The sequence below is a fragment of the Metabacillus arenae genome, from assembly GCF_014773385.1.
Lineage (GTDB): Bacteria > Bacillota > Bacilli > Bacillales > Bacillaceae > Metabacillus_D > Metabacillus_D arenae.
The window spans coordinates 79563-99067 of record NZ_JACXAI010000007.1 but is presented as its reverse complement, the minus strand read 5'-3'; the positions used below and the strand labels follow the sequence as shown (position 1 = coordinate 99067).

Here is a 19505-nt window from a genome sequence, read left to right as displayed (position 1 = left end):
TTATTTAAAAACGCTTTAATTTATTGCGGACGCTTTCGCGTTGTAATATGATAATTTACATAAAGTATGAAATCTTGACATTTATCTACATATTGTCGCGCATGATAATACTATAGCCTGAAATAGAAGCAGAGGAACTAAAGGAGTGTAATGAATGAATAATGTAACAATATATGATGTAGCAAGAGAAGCAAATGTCTCAATGGCAACCGTTTCCCGAGTAGTAAATGGAAATCCGAATGTCAAACCAACAACAAGGAAAAAGGTATTAGAAGCGATTGAGCGATTAGGGTATCGTCCCAATGCTGTTGCTAGGGGACTAGCAAGTAAGAAAACAACAACTGTCGGAGTGATTATTCCTGATATTTCAAGTACTTTCTATTCTGAGCTTGCAAGAGGAATTGAAGACATTGCGACAATGTACAAGTACAACATTATCCTAAGTAATTCAGATCAAAACAAAGAAAAAGAATTACATTTATTAAATACAATGTTGGGTAAGCAAGTAGACGGAATTGTTTATATGAGCGGCAACATTATGGAGGAGCATGTCGAAGAATTCAAGAGATCCCCAGTTCCTATCGTCTTAGCCGCATCTATTGAGCTTAGCGGAGAAACTCCTTCTGTCAATATTAATTACCAGCAAGGCGCTTATGATGCTGTTAAAATGCTAATTGATAATGGGCATAAAAGAATTGCCTATGTGACAGGTACGATGGAAGAACCAATCAATAAATTAAAGAAAATTGTAGGCTATAAAAAGGCATTAGAGGATGCTGGGATTGATCTTGATGAAGAATTAATCATTGAGGGAGACTATACGTATGATTCAGGCATTGAAGCATTTGAAAAATTCAACTCTTATACAAATAAGCCGACAGCTGTTTTTGTAGGAACTGATGAGATGGCACTTGGAGTGATTCATGGCGCACAAGATGCTGGTTTATCAATTCCAAATGATTTGGAAGTTATCGGGTTTGATAATACAAGGCTGGCAACAATGGTTCGCCCTCAGCTTACAACTGTCGTTCAGCCAACATATGATATTGGTGCAGTAGCGATGCGTTTGTTGACAAAATTGATGAATAAAGAAGAAGTAGAAAATGGACAGGTTGAACTCCCTCACCGGATTGAAGTAAGACAATCAACAAAATAAAGTGGAATTTACCACCAGTGGGCATTTCCCCCACTGGTGGTAAGTCTATTCTAAGTGACACCTGCTTGGAGTAAAACTTGGTCTATCATTTTTTTTCTATTCTGAATCATTGGTATTATTTTCATTCTCGTTAAAGTAAAATACTATAAGTTTTCGCGCTATTCCTCAACGCTAGTATGCAGAAGAGTTTTACCATTAATTTGTTTTTATATCTGACTTATTTTGCTGAATGATATACATTGCTTTTTCTAATGTTTGAGCATTCTTTTCCTCAATTTCTTTTTTTCTTGGAATGGTTTTATACATATTCTCAGGATCTTTCCATTCTTTCGGTAATGGGACAGGAGAGTGCCTTTGCCATTTATCGATCCATTCTTTCGGTAGTGGAGCAACTGGGTTGATTTTTTTCATTTCCAGCCAAATAAGACTCCATGCTCTTGGAACAACCCTCCAAATATCATAACCTCCTCCGCCAACTGCAATCCACCGCCCATTGCAATATTGATGAGCAATTTCATGAGCGAGTTTTGGAATTTCATGATAGATGTTCATTGTTGCCGATAAATGGGTTAACGGGTCATGATAGTGTGCATCAGCCCCATTTTGTGTAAGGATGACATCTGGTCTGAAATATTCAGCTACCTCTAAAGCAGATCTTTTATATGCCTGGATCCACGATTCATCTTCTGTAAAGGCGTCTAAAGGGATGTTAAAGGAATAACCATACCCCCTGCCGCTGCCGCGCTCTGACACATTGCCTGTCCCGGGAAATAAATACCGACCTGTTTCATGGATAGATAATGTGCATACCTTTGGGTCATCATAAAAGGTCCATTGAACGCCATCACCATGATGAGCATCTGTGTCAATATACAGCACTCTTGCTTTATATTTTTCCTGAATGAATTTTATTGCGACAGCACTGTCATTGTATATACAAAACCCTGATGCTCTCCCGCGAAAACCGTGGTGAAGTCCTCCTCCTAAATTGATAGCATGCTTTGTATTTCCTTGCATCACCTGATCTACTGCGGTTAATGTTCCACCTACTAATAATGCGCTTGCTTCATGCATATTTTCAAACATAGGAGTATCTTCAGTTCCAATCCCGTAATTAAGTCCAGCTTCTTCAGATAGCTGATTTTGGCCGGCAGCTTTCACTGCTTGAATATAAGCTGGATCATGTACTAATGATAATTCTTCATCTGTTGCCGTTCGAGGTTCGATCATATCAGTCTCATCGATTGCTTTCATGGACTTTAATAAATCAAGAGTCAATTCTACTCTTAGTTGGTTGAATGGGTGCTTATTACTGAATTTGTATTTTTGGAAAGCTTTTGAGTAGACAAACGCTGCATCCTTCATGAGGAAATCTCCGGAAAATTAGGCCAAAGTACCTTATAGCCTTCCTTTTTTAAATCAGTAATAAGCCCCATTGGATTCATTGTTTGTACACGAAAAACTAATATTTTTAACTGTTCATTACTATCTGGATAAACGAGCACGCTTGCAATGTTTACTTTCCGTTTTTGAAATACAGCTGTTACCTCTGAAAGAATACCTGCTTTATTTTGTACTTTAACTTCGATCTGAGAGCCTGGCTGATTTGCTCCAGTCAATTGAACGAATGTATGAAGCAAGTCTGTTTCAGTTACAATTCCAACTAATTTTTTATGTTTAATAACAGGTACACATCCAATCCGATGTTCGTAAAAAACCGCTGAAATCTCTTCCACAAAATCCAAAGGGTGACATGTAATAACATCTTTTTTCATAATGGTGCTTACCGGTTTCTTTAATTCATTCATTCTGTCTTTTAATTCAAATATAGAAGGGCTGGCATCTTTAAGATCCCGGTCAGATAGGATACCGGCTAAGAGGCCATCTTTTGAAACGATTGGAAGGTGTCTAATATGTCTGCTGTTCATTGTTTTTATTGCCTCTTCAAGCGTATTCTCTGGAAAAAGTGTGACAACATCCTGTTGCATAATTTGTTCAATGATCATGGCATCTCACCCCTTTATTTTAAGTTCAGATTTTTAGTTGGACCTGAACAAATTCGTCGAATATTTTATCTCCGGTATTTCACGGCAATATGGTTCTTGAGAGTATAAATCATCTATTAAAAAGTTAAAGAACAACCTTTTCCTGAAGGATCAGAATCTTTGCTCGTTTCGTAATCCAATATTGGCTCCAGCAGCAGATTGATAAATTTCTATCTAATAGTCAACTAATACATAAAACGGTTCATAAATCGTAATCGGTCAAACTTTTGAATAGAATCTTGATCCACCCTTTTTCCTATCCTGGCCATTAGACAATTTGCAGGATGAGAGCAGATCTCTGGATCATCGGTTGCATACCATTCCAATCCGCCTGCTTTCATCATTTTTTCCATTACCTTACGATACTCCCAGACATTTAGCCCTGTTCCTTTCAGATCCCAGTGCCAATAATATTCAGTGGTAATAATAATATAATCCTCCATTGCGTCATCCATCATCGAAATTCCCAAAAGGTTCTTTCCTACTGAAAACTCTCTGAATTCCGGGATAACTTCTATTGCTCCCAATTCAATTAAGTTTTCCATATTTCCTTCTGACCATCTTTCTAATGGGTCAGGATAGAGGTATGTAACATATCCGACAACTATATCTTGATTTCTGGCTATTAGGATTCTTCCTTCTGGTAATTTAGCAATATCAACTAGCGCTTTATGCTGCTGCTTAGGTGGACGAAATGCTACTAAATCCTTATGAAATTCATATGAATCTAGTTTTTCAGATGAAATAGGACCCTCAACTAACAGATTGCCTTGTGCTGTTTTTATTTCTTTTGCATGATACGTTTTTTTATGTTCCACAAAGTCACCACCTTAATCATATCTATTCCCATTTCTAGTTGCTTCGGAAAGTTTAAATTTGAGAAAAATATATACGTGTTAGATAAGGATTGTTGTCCAGCTCCAGCACCTAGCCCGCCTGAGGTCACAAGATAATCCACCCAAAAAGGCAAAGACAGCCTTTTCGAGAGGCTTGCCCGAGTGCTTGTCCCAGGCTGTACAAGGCGCTTCCACTTTTCTATGTTGTCCAGATCTAGCGCCCAGCCGACCCGAGTGGATTGTCAGGGCTGATTAAGGCGCCTGTGCTTTTCTTCTATAATTAGATTTTAACATATAAAGCGTTTTCAGCTTGTGTTAACAATCAGTTTTTTTAAAATTGAGAAAAAAAAGCAATTATACTATAATAGAATATGAGAATCTTACATAAGGAGGAGTATGGGTATGAAATTGGAAGCGCTGCCAGTTTCGAAAGGAAACTATAATTTAAACAGCTATGAAGAGGTGTATCAAAGCTTCGATTGGAAAGAAGCTGAGAAAGAATTCTCATGGTCGGAAACAGGCCGAATGAATGCTGCTTATGAAGCGATTGATAAGCATGCCGAATCCTTTCGTAAGAATAAGATTGCTTTATACTATCGGGATCCTGACCGGGATGAAAAGTATACGTTTAAAGAAATGAAGGATTTAACTAACAAAGCAGGAAATGTGTTAAAAAACTATGCAAATGTTGAAAAAGGGGATCGTGTTTTTGTCTTTATGCCAAGAACACCTGAATTATATTTCACGATATTAGGTGCTATTAAATTGGGAGCTATCGTAGGGCCGCTTTTTGAAGCGTTTATGGAAGGAGCAGTGAGAGATCGATTAGACGATAGTGGAGCAAAAGTGATTGTAACAACACCAGAGCTTATGGACCGTGTACCTTTCGATCAGCTGCCAAATCTAAGGCATGTTGTTGTTGTAGGGGAAAATGTGAAGGAAGATGATTTTTACATTGATTTTCTATCTAGGTTTAAAGAAAGCAGTAAAGACCTGGAATTAGAGTGGGTAGACCTGACAGATGGGTTACTACTTCATTATACTTCTGGTTCAACTGGAAAACCAAAGGGAGTTCTCCATGTTCATAATGCCATGATTCAGCATTATCAGACAGCCAATTGGGTTCTAGATCTTAAAGAAGATGATGTATATTGGTGTACAGCTGATCCAGGCTGGGTCACAGGAACAGTTTACGGAATCTTTGGTCCGTGGCTGCATGGAGCATCCAACGTCATTGTAGGAGGAAGATTCAAGCCTGAAAACTGGTACCAAACAATTGAGGATTACGGGGTTACAGTCTGGTATAGTGCTCCAACGGCTTTTAGAATGCTTATGGGGGCGGGAGATGAGTTGGTTAAGAGCTTTGATTTGTCCTCCTTACGCCATGTATTAAGTGTCGGTGAGCCTTTAAACCCTGAGGTTGTCCGGTGGGGGGTAAAAGTGTTTGAAAAGCGGATCCATGATACGTGGTGGATGACAGAAACAGGCGCACAAATCATTTGTAACTATCCTTGTATGGAAATTAAGCCTGGATCTATGGGCAAACCGATCCCTGGTGTGGAAGCTGCAATAGTGGATGATCAAGGAAATGAAGTGCCTCCTTATCGAATGGGTAACTTAGCGATTAAAAAAGGTTGGCCTTCGATGATGTATACGATTTGGAATAATAAAGAAAAGTATGAATCTTATTTCATGCCTGGTGACTGGTATGTATCAGGTGATTCAGCTTATATGGATGACGAGGGATATTTCTGGTTCCAAGGACGGATTGATGATGTTATTATGACATCTGGTGAACGTGTAGGTCCTTTTGAAGTAGAAAGCAAGCTAGTCGAGCATCCTGCCATTGCAGAAGCTGGTGTCATTGGAAAACCGGATCCTGTACGCGGAGAAATTATCAAAGCGTTTATCGCCCTTCGAGATGGTTATGAGCCATCAGAAGAATTGAAAGAAGAAATTCGGCAGTTTGTTAAAAAAGGGTTGGCTGCCCATGCAGCACCACGTGAAATCGACTTTAAAGATAAATTACCGAAAACCCGCAGCGGTAAAATTATGAGACGTGTCTTAAAAGCTTGGGAGCTTGATTTACCGACTGGTGATCTATCAACAATGGAAGATTAATAGAGATAAAGCAAAAACCCGGTCCTATAATGAACCGGGTTTTTGCTTTATCCAACTCTTAATGGGCAGAAGATATTGATGGCTAACTTGGGCTCAGGTGTCCGGAAAAAGGAACACAGACTAAAAGCGTTATGTCCGGGGCAAGGTCTGCGTGTTCACAGTAAGTAGGCCTCATTCATCCTCAGTGGGGGAATGAATGAACTTAGCAAAATTCTCGGGAGTCGTGTCTCAGGCACCTTACTTACAAATCCTGCGCACCGAAACCCCTACTAATGGAAGAATCAATTTATTGTTCATTTTGTTTTTTATCATCAGCTGGCTTATCCTGAGGCTTTGGCTTGTCTTCCTCAGTTTTTTTCTCATCAGGTTTTTTCTCTTTATCTGAAGGGACATTCTTTTTCTCATCAGGTTTTTTTTCTGAATAATCCCCATTTTTGACAATTGCTGATTTTGCTGACTCCTGTCCGGCAACATCGACGGCGACAACATAGTAGGCTGCTGAAGAGCTTCCCACTGAAACTGTCAAGGATTTTGATGCTGGTACACTTGCGATTTTCTTAAAGCTGCTCGAGTGATTAGCAGCGGCATAAACTCTGTACCCAATAACATCGTTATCTCCACTTGCAGACCATGATAGGTTATTTCCGCTAATTGATACTCCATTAACAACAGTAGGAGCAGAACCATTGTCCGAAATTTCTTTTCCTTCTGTTACTACTAGTTTGCCCCAGCTTGTTTGATTCGGAAGCAAGTTTTCTAATTCTGAAACACTGCTAACACCGAGATTCCATAATACTTCTTTCTTCAGCATAACTCCTTCTTGAACAAATTCCGAAGGAGCAGAGGAAGGTACATGATATGCGCTGTTCTTTACAACTACATATTTTCCGCTTGTTAAACTGTCATCAGTTTTCTTAGGAACATATTTTTCATTGAACAAATCAGATGATACGAGCCCGGCTTTTTGACATAGTTCAGATGGCAGATCTCCCGAAAGTGAACAATATGATCGTTCAACAATACCACCTGGCATTTTAAATCGTTCTTTAGGAGCAATCAGATCAGGATTCGTCTCATGAGCTACATTCATTAATTTTGCCCATAGAAGAATATTTCTCTTACTATATGATAATCCTTTGTAACTTTGCTCAATCGGTTTTGGTGTATCATATCCAATCCATGTGCCGAAGGATACGTTTGGGTTACTTGCAACAAACCATGCATCCTTGTAATCCTGTCCAGTTCCTGTTTTACCTGCCCAATCTGCGCTAAAGGCTAAGTACCCTTTTAATGAAGCTGCCGTTCCGCTGGAAATGACATCCCTCATCATATCAATGGATAAATAAGAGGTTTGAGCTGAAAAAACATCTGTTGAGGAGGATTTATGTTCATAAACTACTTCTCCATCACTATTTTCAATCTTTTCAATCATGTAGGCATCCACAAATTTACCGCCATTTGCGAAAGTAGAAAAAGCATTTACATTTTCTTCAACAGTAACGCCTCTTTTCATGGCACCTAAAGCTAAAGAACTAATTGTATAATCAGATTGGGCTAGTGAAGTAAACCCCATCTTATCTAAATAATTGACTGGATTATTCGCTTGAATTTTTAAATAGGTTCTTGCAGCAGGGATATTATAAGAATGCTTTAGTGCTGTTCTTATGCTAGTCAATCCATGGTACCTGCCGCCATAGTTTTTCGGATTCCAGCTGCCAGTCATAGGAGTATCAGCTACTACAGAACCAGGTTGAACAACCCCCATTTCCATCGCAGGGGCGTAAACGGCAAGAGGTTTCATCGTAGAACCATTTGATCTAAGTGAATCTGTTGCATGGTTTACTTGCTTACGATCATGATTTCGCCCGCCTACAAAGCTTAGAATTTTCCCGGTTTTATTTTCAATGAGAACACCGCCCACCTCAACAGGTTCCATCACTTGAACTTCTTCCCCTGTGTCAGGGTCGATTTTTGTTTCTGGCTTCTCACTTCCATAATATTGATATTCCTTTGCTACAGCCTGCATTTTATCGTACATTTTTTTATTGATTGTTGTATGAATACGGTAACCTTTGTGGCGAAGGTTAGCATCTGCTTGTATATAATATTCACGGTAAAGATCTTCATTTTGCTTTAATTCATCTGGTTTATGCCCATCTTTTTCTGCCAGCTGCCGGATAAGAATTTCCCTTGCTCGATCCTCTATCTCATAGGTAAGGAATGGATATTGTTCAGTAGAAGATGGCTTTTTAGTTGTTAAGCTTTTTCGTAAATCAAAAGTGAGCGCTTCATCATATTCCTTTTTTGTGATGAAGCCTTCATCGTACATGTTGGACAAAACGCTTTTCATCCTGCCCACACCTGGTTCAAGATTCTCTTTCACAGTTCCGTTATTTGTAAAAGGAGTATATCCAAATGGTGATTGCGGAAGCCCTGCAATAAATGCCGCCTGAGGTATAGATAAATCCTTAGCATTTACTCCGAAGATGCCCTGGGCAGCACTTTGAACTCCGGCAATATTCCGGCCAGAGCTGTTTCTGCCTAATGTCGAGACATTCATGTATGCTTCCAAAATCTCTTCTTTTTCGAAAAAGTTTTCCAGTCTTAAAGCTAACAGGATCTCTTTTGCTTTTCGATCAAAGGAAACTTCGTTAGTTAAAAGCTGGTTCTTGATTAATTGTTGAGTTAACGTACTTCCGCCCGAACGAACAGAGGAGTTTGTGAATTCTTGGAATAGTGCACGCAAAATAGCCTTAGGAACAACCCCATCATGTTCATAAAAAAACTCATCCTCAGTTGCGATGATGGCATTTTTCAATTGTGGAGAGACGTCCTTGCTAGAAACCTCCTCCCGCTCAATATTGGCGCGTAACTTTCCCAGGTAAACGTTGTCATTAAAATAGATCTCAGATGATTCTTCATAATTATAGATATCATCTTTCATTTCATCATAACTTCGTAATGGTTCATCCTTTACTAAGGAAGCGAAATATCCAGCCCCAATTCCTGCCCCAAATGCAAGACTGACTGCACCTGCAATAATAAATAATAATAATAAATTCCATACTACTTGATATGTAATACGAAGCTTGCTTATTGAGTTCTCATTAAGCTTTATTCGCCGGAAACGCTGTAAAAAAAGTTTTAATTTTTCCATGTAATCCCCCCAAAATCCTATTAATTATACCATATGGAAAACTAATTTTGTATGTAGTTGTCAATATTCGTCGATAATCAAGATTTGACAAAATATATCGATTATGATAAAAAATCAATATCGAATATATTATTATAAGCTATGACTGGAACAAGTAGTAAGAATCTGCCTATTTTAGAGAGCTGATGGTTGGTGGAAATCAGTATATAGATATCTTGCGAATTACATCCATGAGCTTCTTTTATGAAACATGCAAGTAGTAAAAGACGGATGCGACCGTTATCGTGCTTAAGTGGGAATGGCTCTTTTACGCTATTTCAAGTAGGGTGGTACCGCGACAATTTCGTCCCTTCAATTTAATTGAAGGGGCGTTATTTTTTTGTCATTAAATAAAGGAGTGATGAGAAATGTCAGAATTACTAAATGATTTACAGTTCCGCGGCTTAATTCATCAAATGACCGATGAAGCCGGTTTACAAAAAGTGTTAAACGAAGAAAAGATTAAGCTTTATTCAGGTTTTGATCCAACGGCAGACAGTCTTCACATAGGACATTTACTGCCAATATTAACGTTGCGCCGTTTTCAGTTAAATGGCCATCATCCAATTGCCCTTGTCGGAGGAGCAACAGGCTTGATTGGGGACCCAAGTGGTAAAAAGGCAGAGAGAACATTGAATACATCAGAAATTGTAGAAGGGTGGTCAAACCGGATTAAAGATCAGCTGTCCCGTTTTTTGGATTTTAAGGCTTCTGAAAACCGTGCTGTTCTTGCAAACAATTTTGACTGGATTGGGAATATGAATGTAATCCCTTTTCTAAGAGATGTAGGAAAAAGCTTTGGAGTAAATTATATGTTAGCTAAAGAGTCAGTGAGTGCAAGAATTGAGTCTGGAATCTCCTTTACTGAATTCAGTTACATGATTCTCCAGTCATACGATTTCCTGAACCTCTATCAAAAAGAAGGCTGCAAGCTGCAAATAGGCGGCAGTGACCAATGGGGAAATATTACAGCAGGCATGGAGCTTATTCGAAAAACAGAGGAAGAGGCAAAAGCATTTGGTTTAACAATTCCGCTTGTTACGAAAGCAGATGGCACAAAGTTTGGAAAAACAGAAGGCGGAGCAATCTGGCTGGATAGTGAGAAAACTTCGCCATATGAATTCTACCAGTTCTGGATTAATACAGATGACAGAGATGTTATCAAATATTTAAAATACTTTACATTCTTAACTCATGATGAAATTAACAACCTTGAAAGTGAAGTGAAAAATGCGCCGGAAAAACGAAATGCCCAGAAAGCACTCGCTGAAGAAATGACAAAGCTGGTTCATGGTGAATCTGCTTTGGAGCAAGCAATTAATATTTCTAATGCCCTATTTAGCGGGGAAATTCGTTCCCTTACTGCTTCAGAAGTAAAAGTAGGCTTTAAAGATGTTCCATCCTACACAGTAAGTGAAAAGGAAATAAGCTTAGTTGACTTGCTTGTTCAGGCAAAAATATCCCCATCTAAGCGGCAAGCACGAGAGGATATAACAAATGGAGCAGTTTACATTAATGGTGAGCGAAACCAGCACCTAGATTATGTGTTATCAAGCGAGGACCGGATCGAAGAGGAGTTTACAATTATCAGGAGAGGTAAGAAGAAATACTTTCTTATTGAGTACTCAAATTAATTTTTAGTTAGGGTACCAGGGTACCATAGGTACCTGGTACCCTAAAAAAGTAAAAAAATCCCTGCTGTTTATGGCAGGGATTTTTTTGAAGATTAACGAGAGTAGAATTCTACGATTAATGCTTCGTTAATTTCAGCAGGCAGCTCTGAACGCTCAGGTAAACGAGTGTAAGTACCTTCTAATTTGTCAGCATCGAAAGAAACATATTCTGGAACAAAGTTTGTTGCTTCGATTGCTTCTTTGACGATTGAAAGGCTGCGAGACTTTTCACGTAAAGAAACAGCTTGACCAGGCTTTACTTGGTAGGAAGCGATATCCACGCGGCTTCCATCAACAAGAATATGTCCATGGTTTACTAATTGGCGAGCTTGACGGCGAGTACGCGCTAAGCCAAGACGGTAAACGATGTTATCTAAACGTGATTCTAAAAGAACCATGAAGTTTTCACCGTGGATACCAGTCATTTTACTAGCTCTATCAAACATGTTGCGGAACTGACGTTCATTCACACCATACATGTGACGAAGCTTTTGCTTTTCTTGCAACTGCAAACCGTATTCTGAAATTTTCTTGCGTTGACCTGGGCCATGTGGACCTGGAGCGTAAGGACGCTTTTCTAATTCTTTACCTGTACCGCTTAAAGAAATTCCCAAACGACGTGAGAGTTTCCAACTTGGACCTGTATAACGAGCCATAAGAGACTCCTCCTTTGTTTTTATTTAGGTAAAATAAAAACAGATTGAACTCTACAATCATGGACATTTTGTTTTCATGTATCCTCGCTCTAGCAGCTGAGAGTTACACGATACACCTCTAATCTGAAGCTTTTCTTCAGCAGGGAACAAAATGAACTCAAAATTGCTGTATCAATAGGCTGCAATATTTTACACAACGACTATTGTATGATTTATTGTGAATAAAGTCAAGAAAACTTTTACATGATCAAGTTTATTCAGTCTATTTTCTGGTTTTCGTTTGATAAAATTCATCTCATCATGTTTAAAAATTAATCTGTTTATAATAAGAAGTGTTTGGTTTTGATCGAAAATAATAAAGTATTTACTATGGATGGATAAGTTATCTTCGTATTCTCCAAGATATCGATTATTCCACAAATTCACTGTATCCTCGAAATTAACAATCAAACTTGGAGTAATCAGCAAAGCCAAGTCATAATCATATATACTAACAAAATGCACCGAATCGATTTCTTGATCTTAAAGCGTAACTGATCAATACGGGATTGTTAACTTTTATTTCGTTCGTGGTACTACAGGAAGATTTTAAAAGACTTTTTCTTCATAATGATGGAAACGCTTACAAAAAACAGATCTTATAACATATGATAAAGGAGAATTACTTAGGCAAAGGGGAAGAGGATATGACAAAAAAAGAGATCGAAACATTAGTCATTCATAACAGCAATGAACAAAAGGAGTTTATCCAAAGTTTAACTCCACCGCTTTATCAAACCTCTACCTTCTATTTTGATAATGCACAGCAAGGGGAACATCGTTTTGCAGGGAATGAAGCTGGTTTTATTTACTCAAGGCTTTCAAACCCTACGGTTGAATTGTTTGAGGAAAAGATGGCCGTTTTAGAAGGCGGGGAAAAAGGTCTCGCATTTTCATCAGGTATGGGGGCGGTATCAGCAGTCCTATTTTCTTTAGTTAATCAAAAAGATCACATTATTTGTTCGAGAGGTGTTTATGGCTGTACATTTGGGTTTTTACAATTATTGGATGAAAAATTCGGCATCAGTCATTCATTTTGTGATCTGAACAATCAGTCAGCGTTTGAGAAGGCCATTAAGGGAAATACTAAAGTAATCTATATGGAATCACCTATTAACCCAACAATGGAGTTAATCGATCTAGAGATGGTTACTTCCATTGCGAAAAGGAACAAAATTCCAGTTGTCGTTGATAATACGTTTTCATCTCCATATTTACAAAAACCGTTAGATCATGGTTGTAATATTGTTGTACACAGCGCCACTAAATACATTTGCGGTCACGGAGATGTCATTGGCGGTGTAGTCGTCGGGACAGAAGAGTATATTAAGCAATTATCAAAGACGATGAGAAAGGATATAGGAGCGGTAATGTCTCCTTTTGACTCATGGCTTTTACTTAGAGGTATAAAAACGTTGGCTGTTCGAATGGACCGCCATTGTGAAAATGCTGAATATATTGCTCATTCATTGGTTGAACACGCACGTATTGAAAAAGTTTATTATCCAACTCTTCCAGATTTTGAACAGGCAAGCCTTGCACGAAAGCAAATGAAAAAAGGTGGAGGACTTATATCCTTTACAATCAAAGGTGCAAATAAAGCAAAAACGCAGCAGTTCATGAATCAATTAAAATTAATAAAAATTGCTGTCAGCTTAGGGGACCCTGAAACATTAATCCAGCATCCTGCCTCAATGACACACTCTGTTGTAAGTGAAAAAGAAAGGCTGAAAATGGGGATTACAGATACAATGGTAAGGTTATCTGTCGGATTAGAAAACAGGGAAGATATTCTAGAGGATATTTATCAAGCATTAAATCAACAGGTTTAACAAAAATGCCAGGCATACTGCAATGCCTGGCATTTTTGCTTTAACTCGTAATAAAGGAGGTTTCACTTTGCTAATGGCTCATTTCAATCAGCCTATAAAGGACTAAAAAATAAAGGCAATGGGAGTAATTCGCCGTTTGCATAGTCTCAACTCACCTCTAGGGGAGGTGCCTTAACTCCAGATAGATTCCAGTTGCAATAAAGTTTGCAAACATCCTTATAAATAGGTAGTAAGGACATCAACAAATTTCTCTAAATTCTCTTGATCGATTTCATCAAAACGGTTTTTTGAAGGGCTGTCAATATCTAATACCCCGTACAACTGGCCGTCTTTTACAATTGGAACAACGATTTCTGAATTAGATGCCGCATCACACGCGATATGTCCAGGGAACCTGTTGACATCAGCAATTCTTTCTGTTTTTTTATTTGCGGCAGCCGTTCCGCATACTCCCTTGCCGAAAGGAATTCTCACACAAGCTGGCAGACCTTGAAACGGCCCAAGCACAAGCTCATTTCCTTTAGCTAAGTAAAATCCGACCCAGTTAATATCACTTAAAAACTGGTTTAATAATGAGGATGCATTCGCTAAATTTGCAATTGAATCATCTTCTCCTTCGAGTAACGCTTGCAGCTGTTTAATGACTAACTCATAATCTTTTTGTGCAGAACCTGAATAATTTTCGACATGAAACATGATAAACCTCCATGATCAGGGTTGATTTTATTAAAATCGATCCTCAGACCTAAAAACTTGTCGAGAACTTCTTAGAGGAGTTCTTTATAGCCTTATGGAATAAGGCTATAAGACTATTAAAACTTGCCCGATATGTCCCGATTTTTTGGGCCTTTAATGGCAGGCCTGAGGAATATTCAAATAGGAATAACTTTAGGAAGGAGTGATAAAATTGCCGCAAACGTCTGCCTCGTCACCTGCGAAAGAACGAATTATTGATGCCGCTGTGTCACTGTTTAACACTAAAGGGTACAATGGTACATCAGTTAGAGAAATTGCAAACAAAGCAAAAGTCAATGTTGCCCATATTTCCTATTATTTTAATGGAAAAGGAGGGCTTCTTGAGTATTTGGTTTCTCAATATTTTGAAGGCTATCTTACTGTTATGGAACAAGGCTATGCGAAACTTTCTTATCTCCCTCCAAAGGACTGTTTAATACAATTAATTTTAGATATTTTAAATTATCAACACAATAACCGTCAACTTGCAAGGTTTGTTTTAAGAGAAACCACTTTAGACTCTGTTTTAATAAGAGAAGTCATGACCACTTATTTATCAAAAGAAAAATATTTATTTATTGAGATTTTTGAAAAAGGCATGGCCGCAGGAGAATTTCGCAAGCTTCCGTCTGTTCATATGATTGTACAGCTGAAAAGCTTATTGATGATGCCTTATCTCCAACCTCAATATATGGGTGAAGTCCTTTATTTGCAAACACACGAACCATATTTTGTTAAACAGTATTTTTCAGAGTTGTGCTTATGGGTGCAAACAGCATTAATGAATGATTCAAGTTCGCAAATCATTATGACTACTTAACTATTTTTTGGAATTCAGAATAATTCAACCCGACTTCTTTGGCTGAATGCGCATCAGAACCATAACAAAATGGAATGTCAAGTTGTATAGCCCTTTCAACAATCCAAGGTGAAGGATAGATTTCAAGGCAATTTGGTTTGCGTAATCCTGCTGTATTGAAATCTAATTCCATCCCTTGTTTTTTTATGGAAATTAAAATCTCTTCTATTTTTTGTACTTCCCGAAATTCATGGGGAAAGACCCTGTTGAACTTACGAGCAAGTGACATATGGCCAATTCGTTTAGGTTTATACATACCTAGATCTGCCTGGACTGAAGCAAGTATTGTTTGATAATAAAGCTTATAAACATTTTGCACACCTCCGAGATGATCTGCTATAGCCCCAAATGTCTCCTCTGAGTAATCCATACAGTAGTACTGGTCTTTTACTGTTAGAAAGTGAACAGAAAGAATACTATCATCCAAGTAGTGACCGTATTTGTTTAGGAAAGAGGCTATTTCTCCTTCATACCCTGCAATATAATCAACTTCAAGCCCAATATTCACTTTGATTTTATGTGCATATTTCTTTTTGTGATGATTCAATTCTTCTAGATATTCTTCCATTTGATTCAGCTGCATCGAACTATCCTTCTCGGGAGTAGGGTCTTCAAATGAAGCAGGCAGAGGGGCGTGCTCAGCAAATGTTAATTCTGTAAAACCAAGATTAATTGCTGCCTGTAAATAGAGCTCCAATGAATCAGTTGAGCCATGAGGACAAAATGGTGTATGGACATGTCCATCTTTTTTCATTTTTTCATCACCTCGTTAGAATGTGCGAAAATAAGCGATAAATTATGTAAAAAAATTTAAAATATTGGTCAAAAATTGTCGTTAACATGGTATCATAAATACATTGAATTAACATCACTTACATATTAAAATCATTGTTTACATATAAAGTGAAGCTTTCATCAGCCGGGATTTTAAGTAATAGGGGTGCAAGTTTTGGCGTTCGCGACTATTGCTCGCAAGACTGTATCACCTTGGGTCTCTATCCCCGTTGATGATTAGTTAAACCAATTGGGTTTCGGATGTCTAGTGGGGCAAGCCGTCTATTAAAACGGGATAATTCCCTTTACAAGATGATTTTTTGGAAGAACGAGGGGGCTCATTATGGAATTTGTGTTTCTTTTAATCATGGCAGCCCTAATCCTTTTCGGGCTAGGATATTTTTTGAGAAAAAATATTTATAAAAAAATTGACGAATTAGAAGCTCATAAAATTGAACTTATGAACAGATCGATTGTAGAAGAGATGAGCAAAGTTAAAGACTTAAAGATGACAGGCCAAACGGAAGAACTGTTTGAGCGCTGGCGAAGCGACTGGGACGAAATTCTAACCACTCAGCTTCCTAAAGTGGAGGAGCTTCTCTTCGATGCTGAAGAATTTACTGATAAATTTCGTTTCAAAAAAGCGAATCAAGTTCTGGATCATGTTGAAATGATGCTTCAGCAGACGAGTCAAAATATTGATTCTATACTGCAGGAGATTCATAATCTTGTGACTAGTGAGAAGCAAAATCGAGTTGAGATCGAAGAATTGCGGGAAAAATTCAAAAAAGCAAAAAAAATGCTTTTAGCCCACAGTCATGTGTATGGTAAGGCACATGAAAAGCTTGAAGCTATGAATCATGAAATTTTTGAAGCGCTGAAGAGCTTTGATTCAGAAATGGAGGAAGGAAATTATCTAGCTGCCAGAGAAATTCTGGTTGTTCAGCAAGAACAATTAGATGAACTATTGGATAAGCTAGATGAGATTCCAAGACTGTTAAATGAATGCAAAACATTAATCCCAAATCAATTGGACGAGCTAACCAGCGGCTATGATGAGATGATTAATCAAGGATATCAGCTTGATCATATCCAAGTTATTCAAGAAATAGATAAATTGCGTAAAACTGCTGACAACTGCCTTGTGCAAATCGAAAAAACAGAAATTAAAGATATCGGACCGGTCATACATGATTTAAACGAAGCGATTGAAACAATTTATGATTTATTGGAAAAAGAGGTTCTGTCAAGCCAATATGTCCTTGAAACGAAAAACAAAGTAGATTTGCTGATTGAACAATTATCAGAGCAGAAGCGGGAAACAAAGGATGAAACAGAGCTTGTCAAACAGAGCTATCACCTATCTGAAAAAGAAACAGAAAAACAGAGAACGATTGAAATACGAATTTCTGCAATTGAAAAACAATTTTCACAATTGAAGGAGAATCTTCAAACAGATCAAGTGGCCTATACGTTAATCAAAGAAGAGCTTATCGAAATTGAAAAGCAAATTTTAGAAATTCAAAGTGACCATAACAATTATAAAGAAATGCTTGAAACACTTCGTAAGGAAGAGATGGAAGCAAGGCAAAAGCTTACCGTTCTTAAACAAGAGGTGGCAGAGGCAACAAGAATGGTTCATAAGAGTAATGTACCCGGCTTGCCCCACAATTTTTCTGATATTTTTTCAGAAGCAAAGCTATCTATTATAAGAGTTACTGAAAAGCTTGATGAGGTTCCACTAAATATGCTTGCAGTAAATGACGGTCTTGAAGATGCTGTACACATTGTTGGAAAAATGAAAAAATATACTGAAGAAATGGTTGAGCAGGTATATATGATCGAAAGATTAATTCAGTACGGAAATCGGTATCGAAGCAAGTATCCTCAAATTGGGCTTCAACTTAATGAAGCTGAATATTTATTTCGTAAATACGAATACCAAAAGTCACTCGAATTAGTAGCATCTGCTGTTGAGCAAGTAGAGCCCGGTACGAGTGAAAAAATCAAACATCACGTGGATAATGAAATAAACCGTTTAGCTAAATAGAAAAGGCGCTGGGTATATTTCCAGCGTCTGTTTCGTTTGTTCAGAAAGTTTAAGTTGATTAAAGTATTAACGTGTTAAAGTTGGTTATCGATGTTTAGCTCCAGGCGCATTGCGCTTTTCGTTCTTGTTAACGGAAATAATTTCTCTAATTTGCCATGTAAGTTGAAGATTATCACCGAGCCAGTCAAGGACCATTTTGTTTAAAACATCTGCCTTTCGAATTTAAAGACACAACATGCATTAGCTAGAGGTTGCAATGGATATAAGTTTGTGTGGATATTGTATCTAATCCCTCGTTATCCCAGGACTCAATATTTTTATTTTATTCAGCCATATGCTAATATATTATGATGCATGTATGAAAAGGTTTGCGGAGGAATGATGATATGTTTTATTTAGATAATAGTGCGACTACTAAACCATATCCAGAGGTAGTCGATACATTCACTCATGTATCAAAGCATTATTTTGGAAACCCATCTTCCTTACATAAATTAGGGAACGATGCTGAAAATTTATTAGCAGCAGCAAGGCAGCAGCTCTCCAAATTGATACATGTAAAAGAAAATGAAGTGATTTTTACCGCAGGCGGTACAGAGGGAAATAATTTAGCTATTAAAGGGGCTGCATTAGCTTTTCAAGAACGGGGTAAGCATGTTATTACAACAGAAATAGAACACCCTTCCGTATTAGAAGCCTTTCAACAATTAAAAGAATGGTTTGGATTTGAAATAACCTATCTTCCAGTTAATCAATATGGATATGTCATGGCAGAGGCTCTTAAAAAGGTGATTAGAGAAGATACTACTTTAGTTTCTGTCATGCATGTGAATAATGAGGTTGGAACGATTCAGCCTATTAAAGAAATCGGCCAATTATTACAAGCTTATCCAAAAATACTTTTTCATGTAGATGCCGTTCAAAGTATTGGGAAAGTTCCATTATTATTAAAAGAAAATCAAATCGATCTTTGCACATTTTCCGGGCATAAATTTCATGGGTTGAAGGGCACCGGTTTTTTATATGTAAGACAAGGAGTGAAAATCGTGCCGCTTTTTTCTGGGGGTGCTCAGGAAAGTCGATTCCGCTCAGGAACCGAGAATTTGGCGGGTATAGTGTCCATGGCAAAAGCACTTCGGTTAACCTTTGAGAATTATTCTGATTCGTTTGAGAATCTTAATCTTATAAAGAACAATTTAGTCGATCAATTATTTCAGCTTGAGGGAGTTGTTATTAATACTCCACAAGCGGGTTCGGCTCCACATATTGTGAATATTTCAATCCCTGGAATAAAACCAGAAGTCTTGCTTCATTTACTTGAAGAAGAGGAAATATATGTATCCACGACTTCTGCTTGTTCTTCTAAAAAGAAAAAACCGAGTCAAACTCTATTAGCGATGGGTAAAGGAGAAAGAATAGCCGGAAGCTCTATAAGAATAAGTCTTTCTTATGATCATACAGAAGATATGATTGAACCATTTTGCCGTGCTTTAGCGAAATCGATTGGTAAATTAAAAAAAGTGATGAGGTAAT

The 19505-nt window shown here is 37.9% G+C and carries 14 protein-coding genes and 1 other annotated feature; of the genes, 7 read left to right on the top strand and 7 right to left on the bottom strand.

All coding sequences use genetic code 11. The features are described 5' to 3' along the window. Positions 1-154: 154 nt before the first annotated feature. The gene (gene ccpA, locus IC621_RS07905) at positions 155-1156 is read left to right on the top strand and encodes a catabolite control protein A (protein WP_191157483.1); all 1002 of its coding nucleotides are present in this window, start codon (positions 155-157) and stop codon (positions 1154-1156) included. 195 nt (positions 1157-1351) lie between these two features. Here the strand turns inward: ccpA and IC621_RS07900 are convergent, their stop codons facing one another. The 3 genes from IC621_RS07900 to IC621_RS07890 all read right to left on the bottom strand — a co-directional run bounded on the left by IC621_RS07900 (position 1352) and on the right by IC621_RS07890 (position 4019). Further along, complete coding sequence (locus IC621_RS07900) at positions 1352-2521, bottom strand: acetoin utilization protein AcuC (protein WP_191157481.1); 1170 nt, start codon at positions 2519-2521, stop codon at positions 1352-1354. Beyond that, positions 2518-3162, bottom strand: coding sequence for an acetoin utilization AcuB family protein (locus IC621_RS07895; protein ID WP_191157479.1), 645 nt, complete (start codon positions 3160-3162; stop codon positions 2518-2520). The genes IC621_RS07900 and IC621_RS07895 overlap by 4 nt, the downstream gene beginning before the upstream one ends. A gap of 224 nt (positions 3163-3386) precedes the next feature. After that, positions 3387-4019: an N-acetyltransferase gene (locus tag IC621_RS07890; protein WP_191157471.1), complete on the bottom strand. Its 633-nt coding sequence runs from the start codon at positions 4017-4019 to the stop codon at positions 3387-3389. Positions 4020-4439: 420 nt separating this feature from the next. Between IC621_RS07890 and acsA the strand changes: the two genes are divergently transcribed. Continuing rightward, complete coding sequence (gene acsA, locus IC621_RS07885) at positions 4440-6158, top strand: acetate--CoA ligase (RefSeq protein ID WP_191157470.1); 1719 nt, start codon at positions 4440-4442, stop codon at positions 6156-6158. Between the two features lie 286 nt (positions 6159-6444). Here acsA and IC621_RS07880 read toward each other — a convergent pair whose 3' ends face one another. Then, on the bottom strand, positions 6445-9315 hold the full coding sequence (locus IC621_RS07880) for a transglycosylase domain-containing protein (protein WP_191157468.1): 2871 nt from the start codon (positions 9313-9315) through the stop codon (positions 6445-6447). A gap of 132 nt (positions 9316-9447) precedes the next feature. Then, positions 9448-9669 (top strand) — a binding site (T-box leader). Between the two features lie 53 nt (positions 9670-9722). Between IC621_RS07880 and tyrS the strand changes: the two genes are divergently transcribed. Continuing rightward, on the top strand, positions 9723-10988 hold the full coding sequence (gene tyrS, locus IC621_RS07875; protein WP_191157466.1) for a tyrosine--tRNA ligase: 1266 nt from the start codon (positions 9723-9725) through the stop codon (positions 10986-10988). Positions 10989-11080: 92 nt separating this feature from the next. On the opposite strand, the gene rpsD is transcribed toward tyrS, so the two are convergent. Then, positions 11081-11683 (bottom strand): 30S ribosomal protein S4, encoded by a 603-nt coding sequence (gene rpsD, locus IC621_RS07870; protein ID WP_191157464.1) that lies wholly within the window; start codon positions 11681-11683, stop codon positions 11081-11083. A gap of 686 nt (positions 11684-12369) precedes the next feature. Between rpsD and megL the strand changes: the two genes are divergently transcribed. After that, the gene (gene megL / locus IC621_RS07865) at positions 12370-13554 is read left to right on the top strand and encodes a methionine gamma-lyase (protein WP_191157456.1); all 1185 of its coding nucleotides are present in this window, start codon (positions 12370-12372) and stop codon (positions 13552-13554) included. A 216-nt stretch (positions 13555-13770) separates the two neighbouring features. Here megL and IC621_RS07860 read toward each other — a convergent pair whose 3' ends face one another. Then, positions 13771-14250, bottom strand: coding sequence for a GAF domain-containing protein (locus IC621_RS07860; protein ID WP_191157455.1), 480 nt, complete (start codon positions 14248-14250; stop codon positions 13771-13773). Positions 14251-14461: 211 nt separating this feature from the next. On the opposite strand from IC621_RS07860, the gene refZ reads away from it, so the two are divergent. Next, on the top strand, positions 14462-15109 hold the full coding sequence (gene refZ, locus IC621_RS07855; protein WP_191157452.1) for a forespore capture DNA-binding protein RefZ: 648 nt from the start codon (positions 14462-14464) through the stop codon (positions 15107-15109). On the opposite strand, the gene hisJ is transcribed toward refZ, so the two are convergent. Beyond that, positions 15102-15902, bottom strand: a complete 801-nt coding sequence (gene hisJ, locus IC621_RS07850; RefSeq protein WP_191157450.1) for a histidinol-phosphatase HisJ — start codon at positions 15900-15902, stop codon at positions 15102-15104. The two genes, refZ and hisJ, sit on opposite strands and share 8 nt — an antisense overlap. Positions 15903-16265: 363 nt before the next feature. On the opposite strand from hisJ, the gene ezrA reads away from it, so the two are divergent. Continuing rightward, a complete protein-coding gene (gene ezrA, locus IC621_RS07845) occupies positions 16266-17972 on the top strand; it encodes a septation ring formation regulator EzrA (protein ID WP_191157448.1) in 1707 nt (568 codons plus the stop codon). A 386-nt stretch (positions 17973-18358) separates the two neighbouring features. Next, a complete protein-coding gene (locus IC621_RS07840; RefSeq protein WP_191157446.1) occupies positions 18359-19504 on the top strand; it encodes a cysteine desulfurase family protein in 1146 nt (381 codons plus the stop codon). Position 19505: the final 1 nt, after the last annotated feature.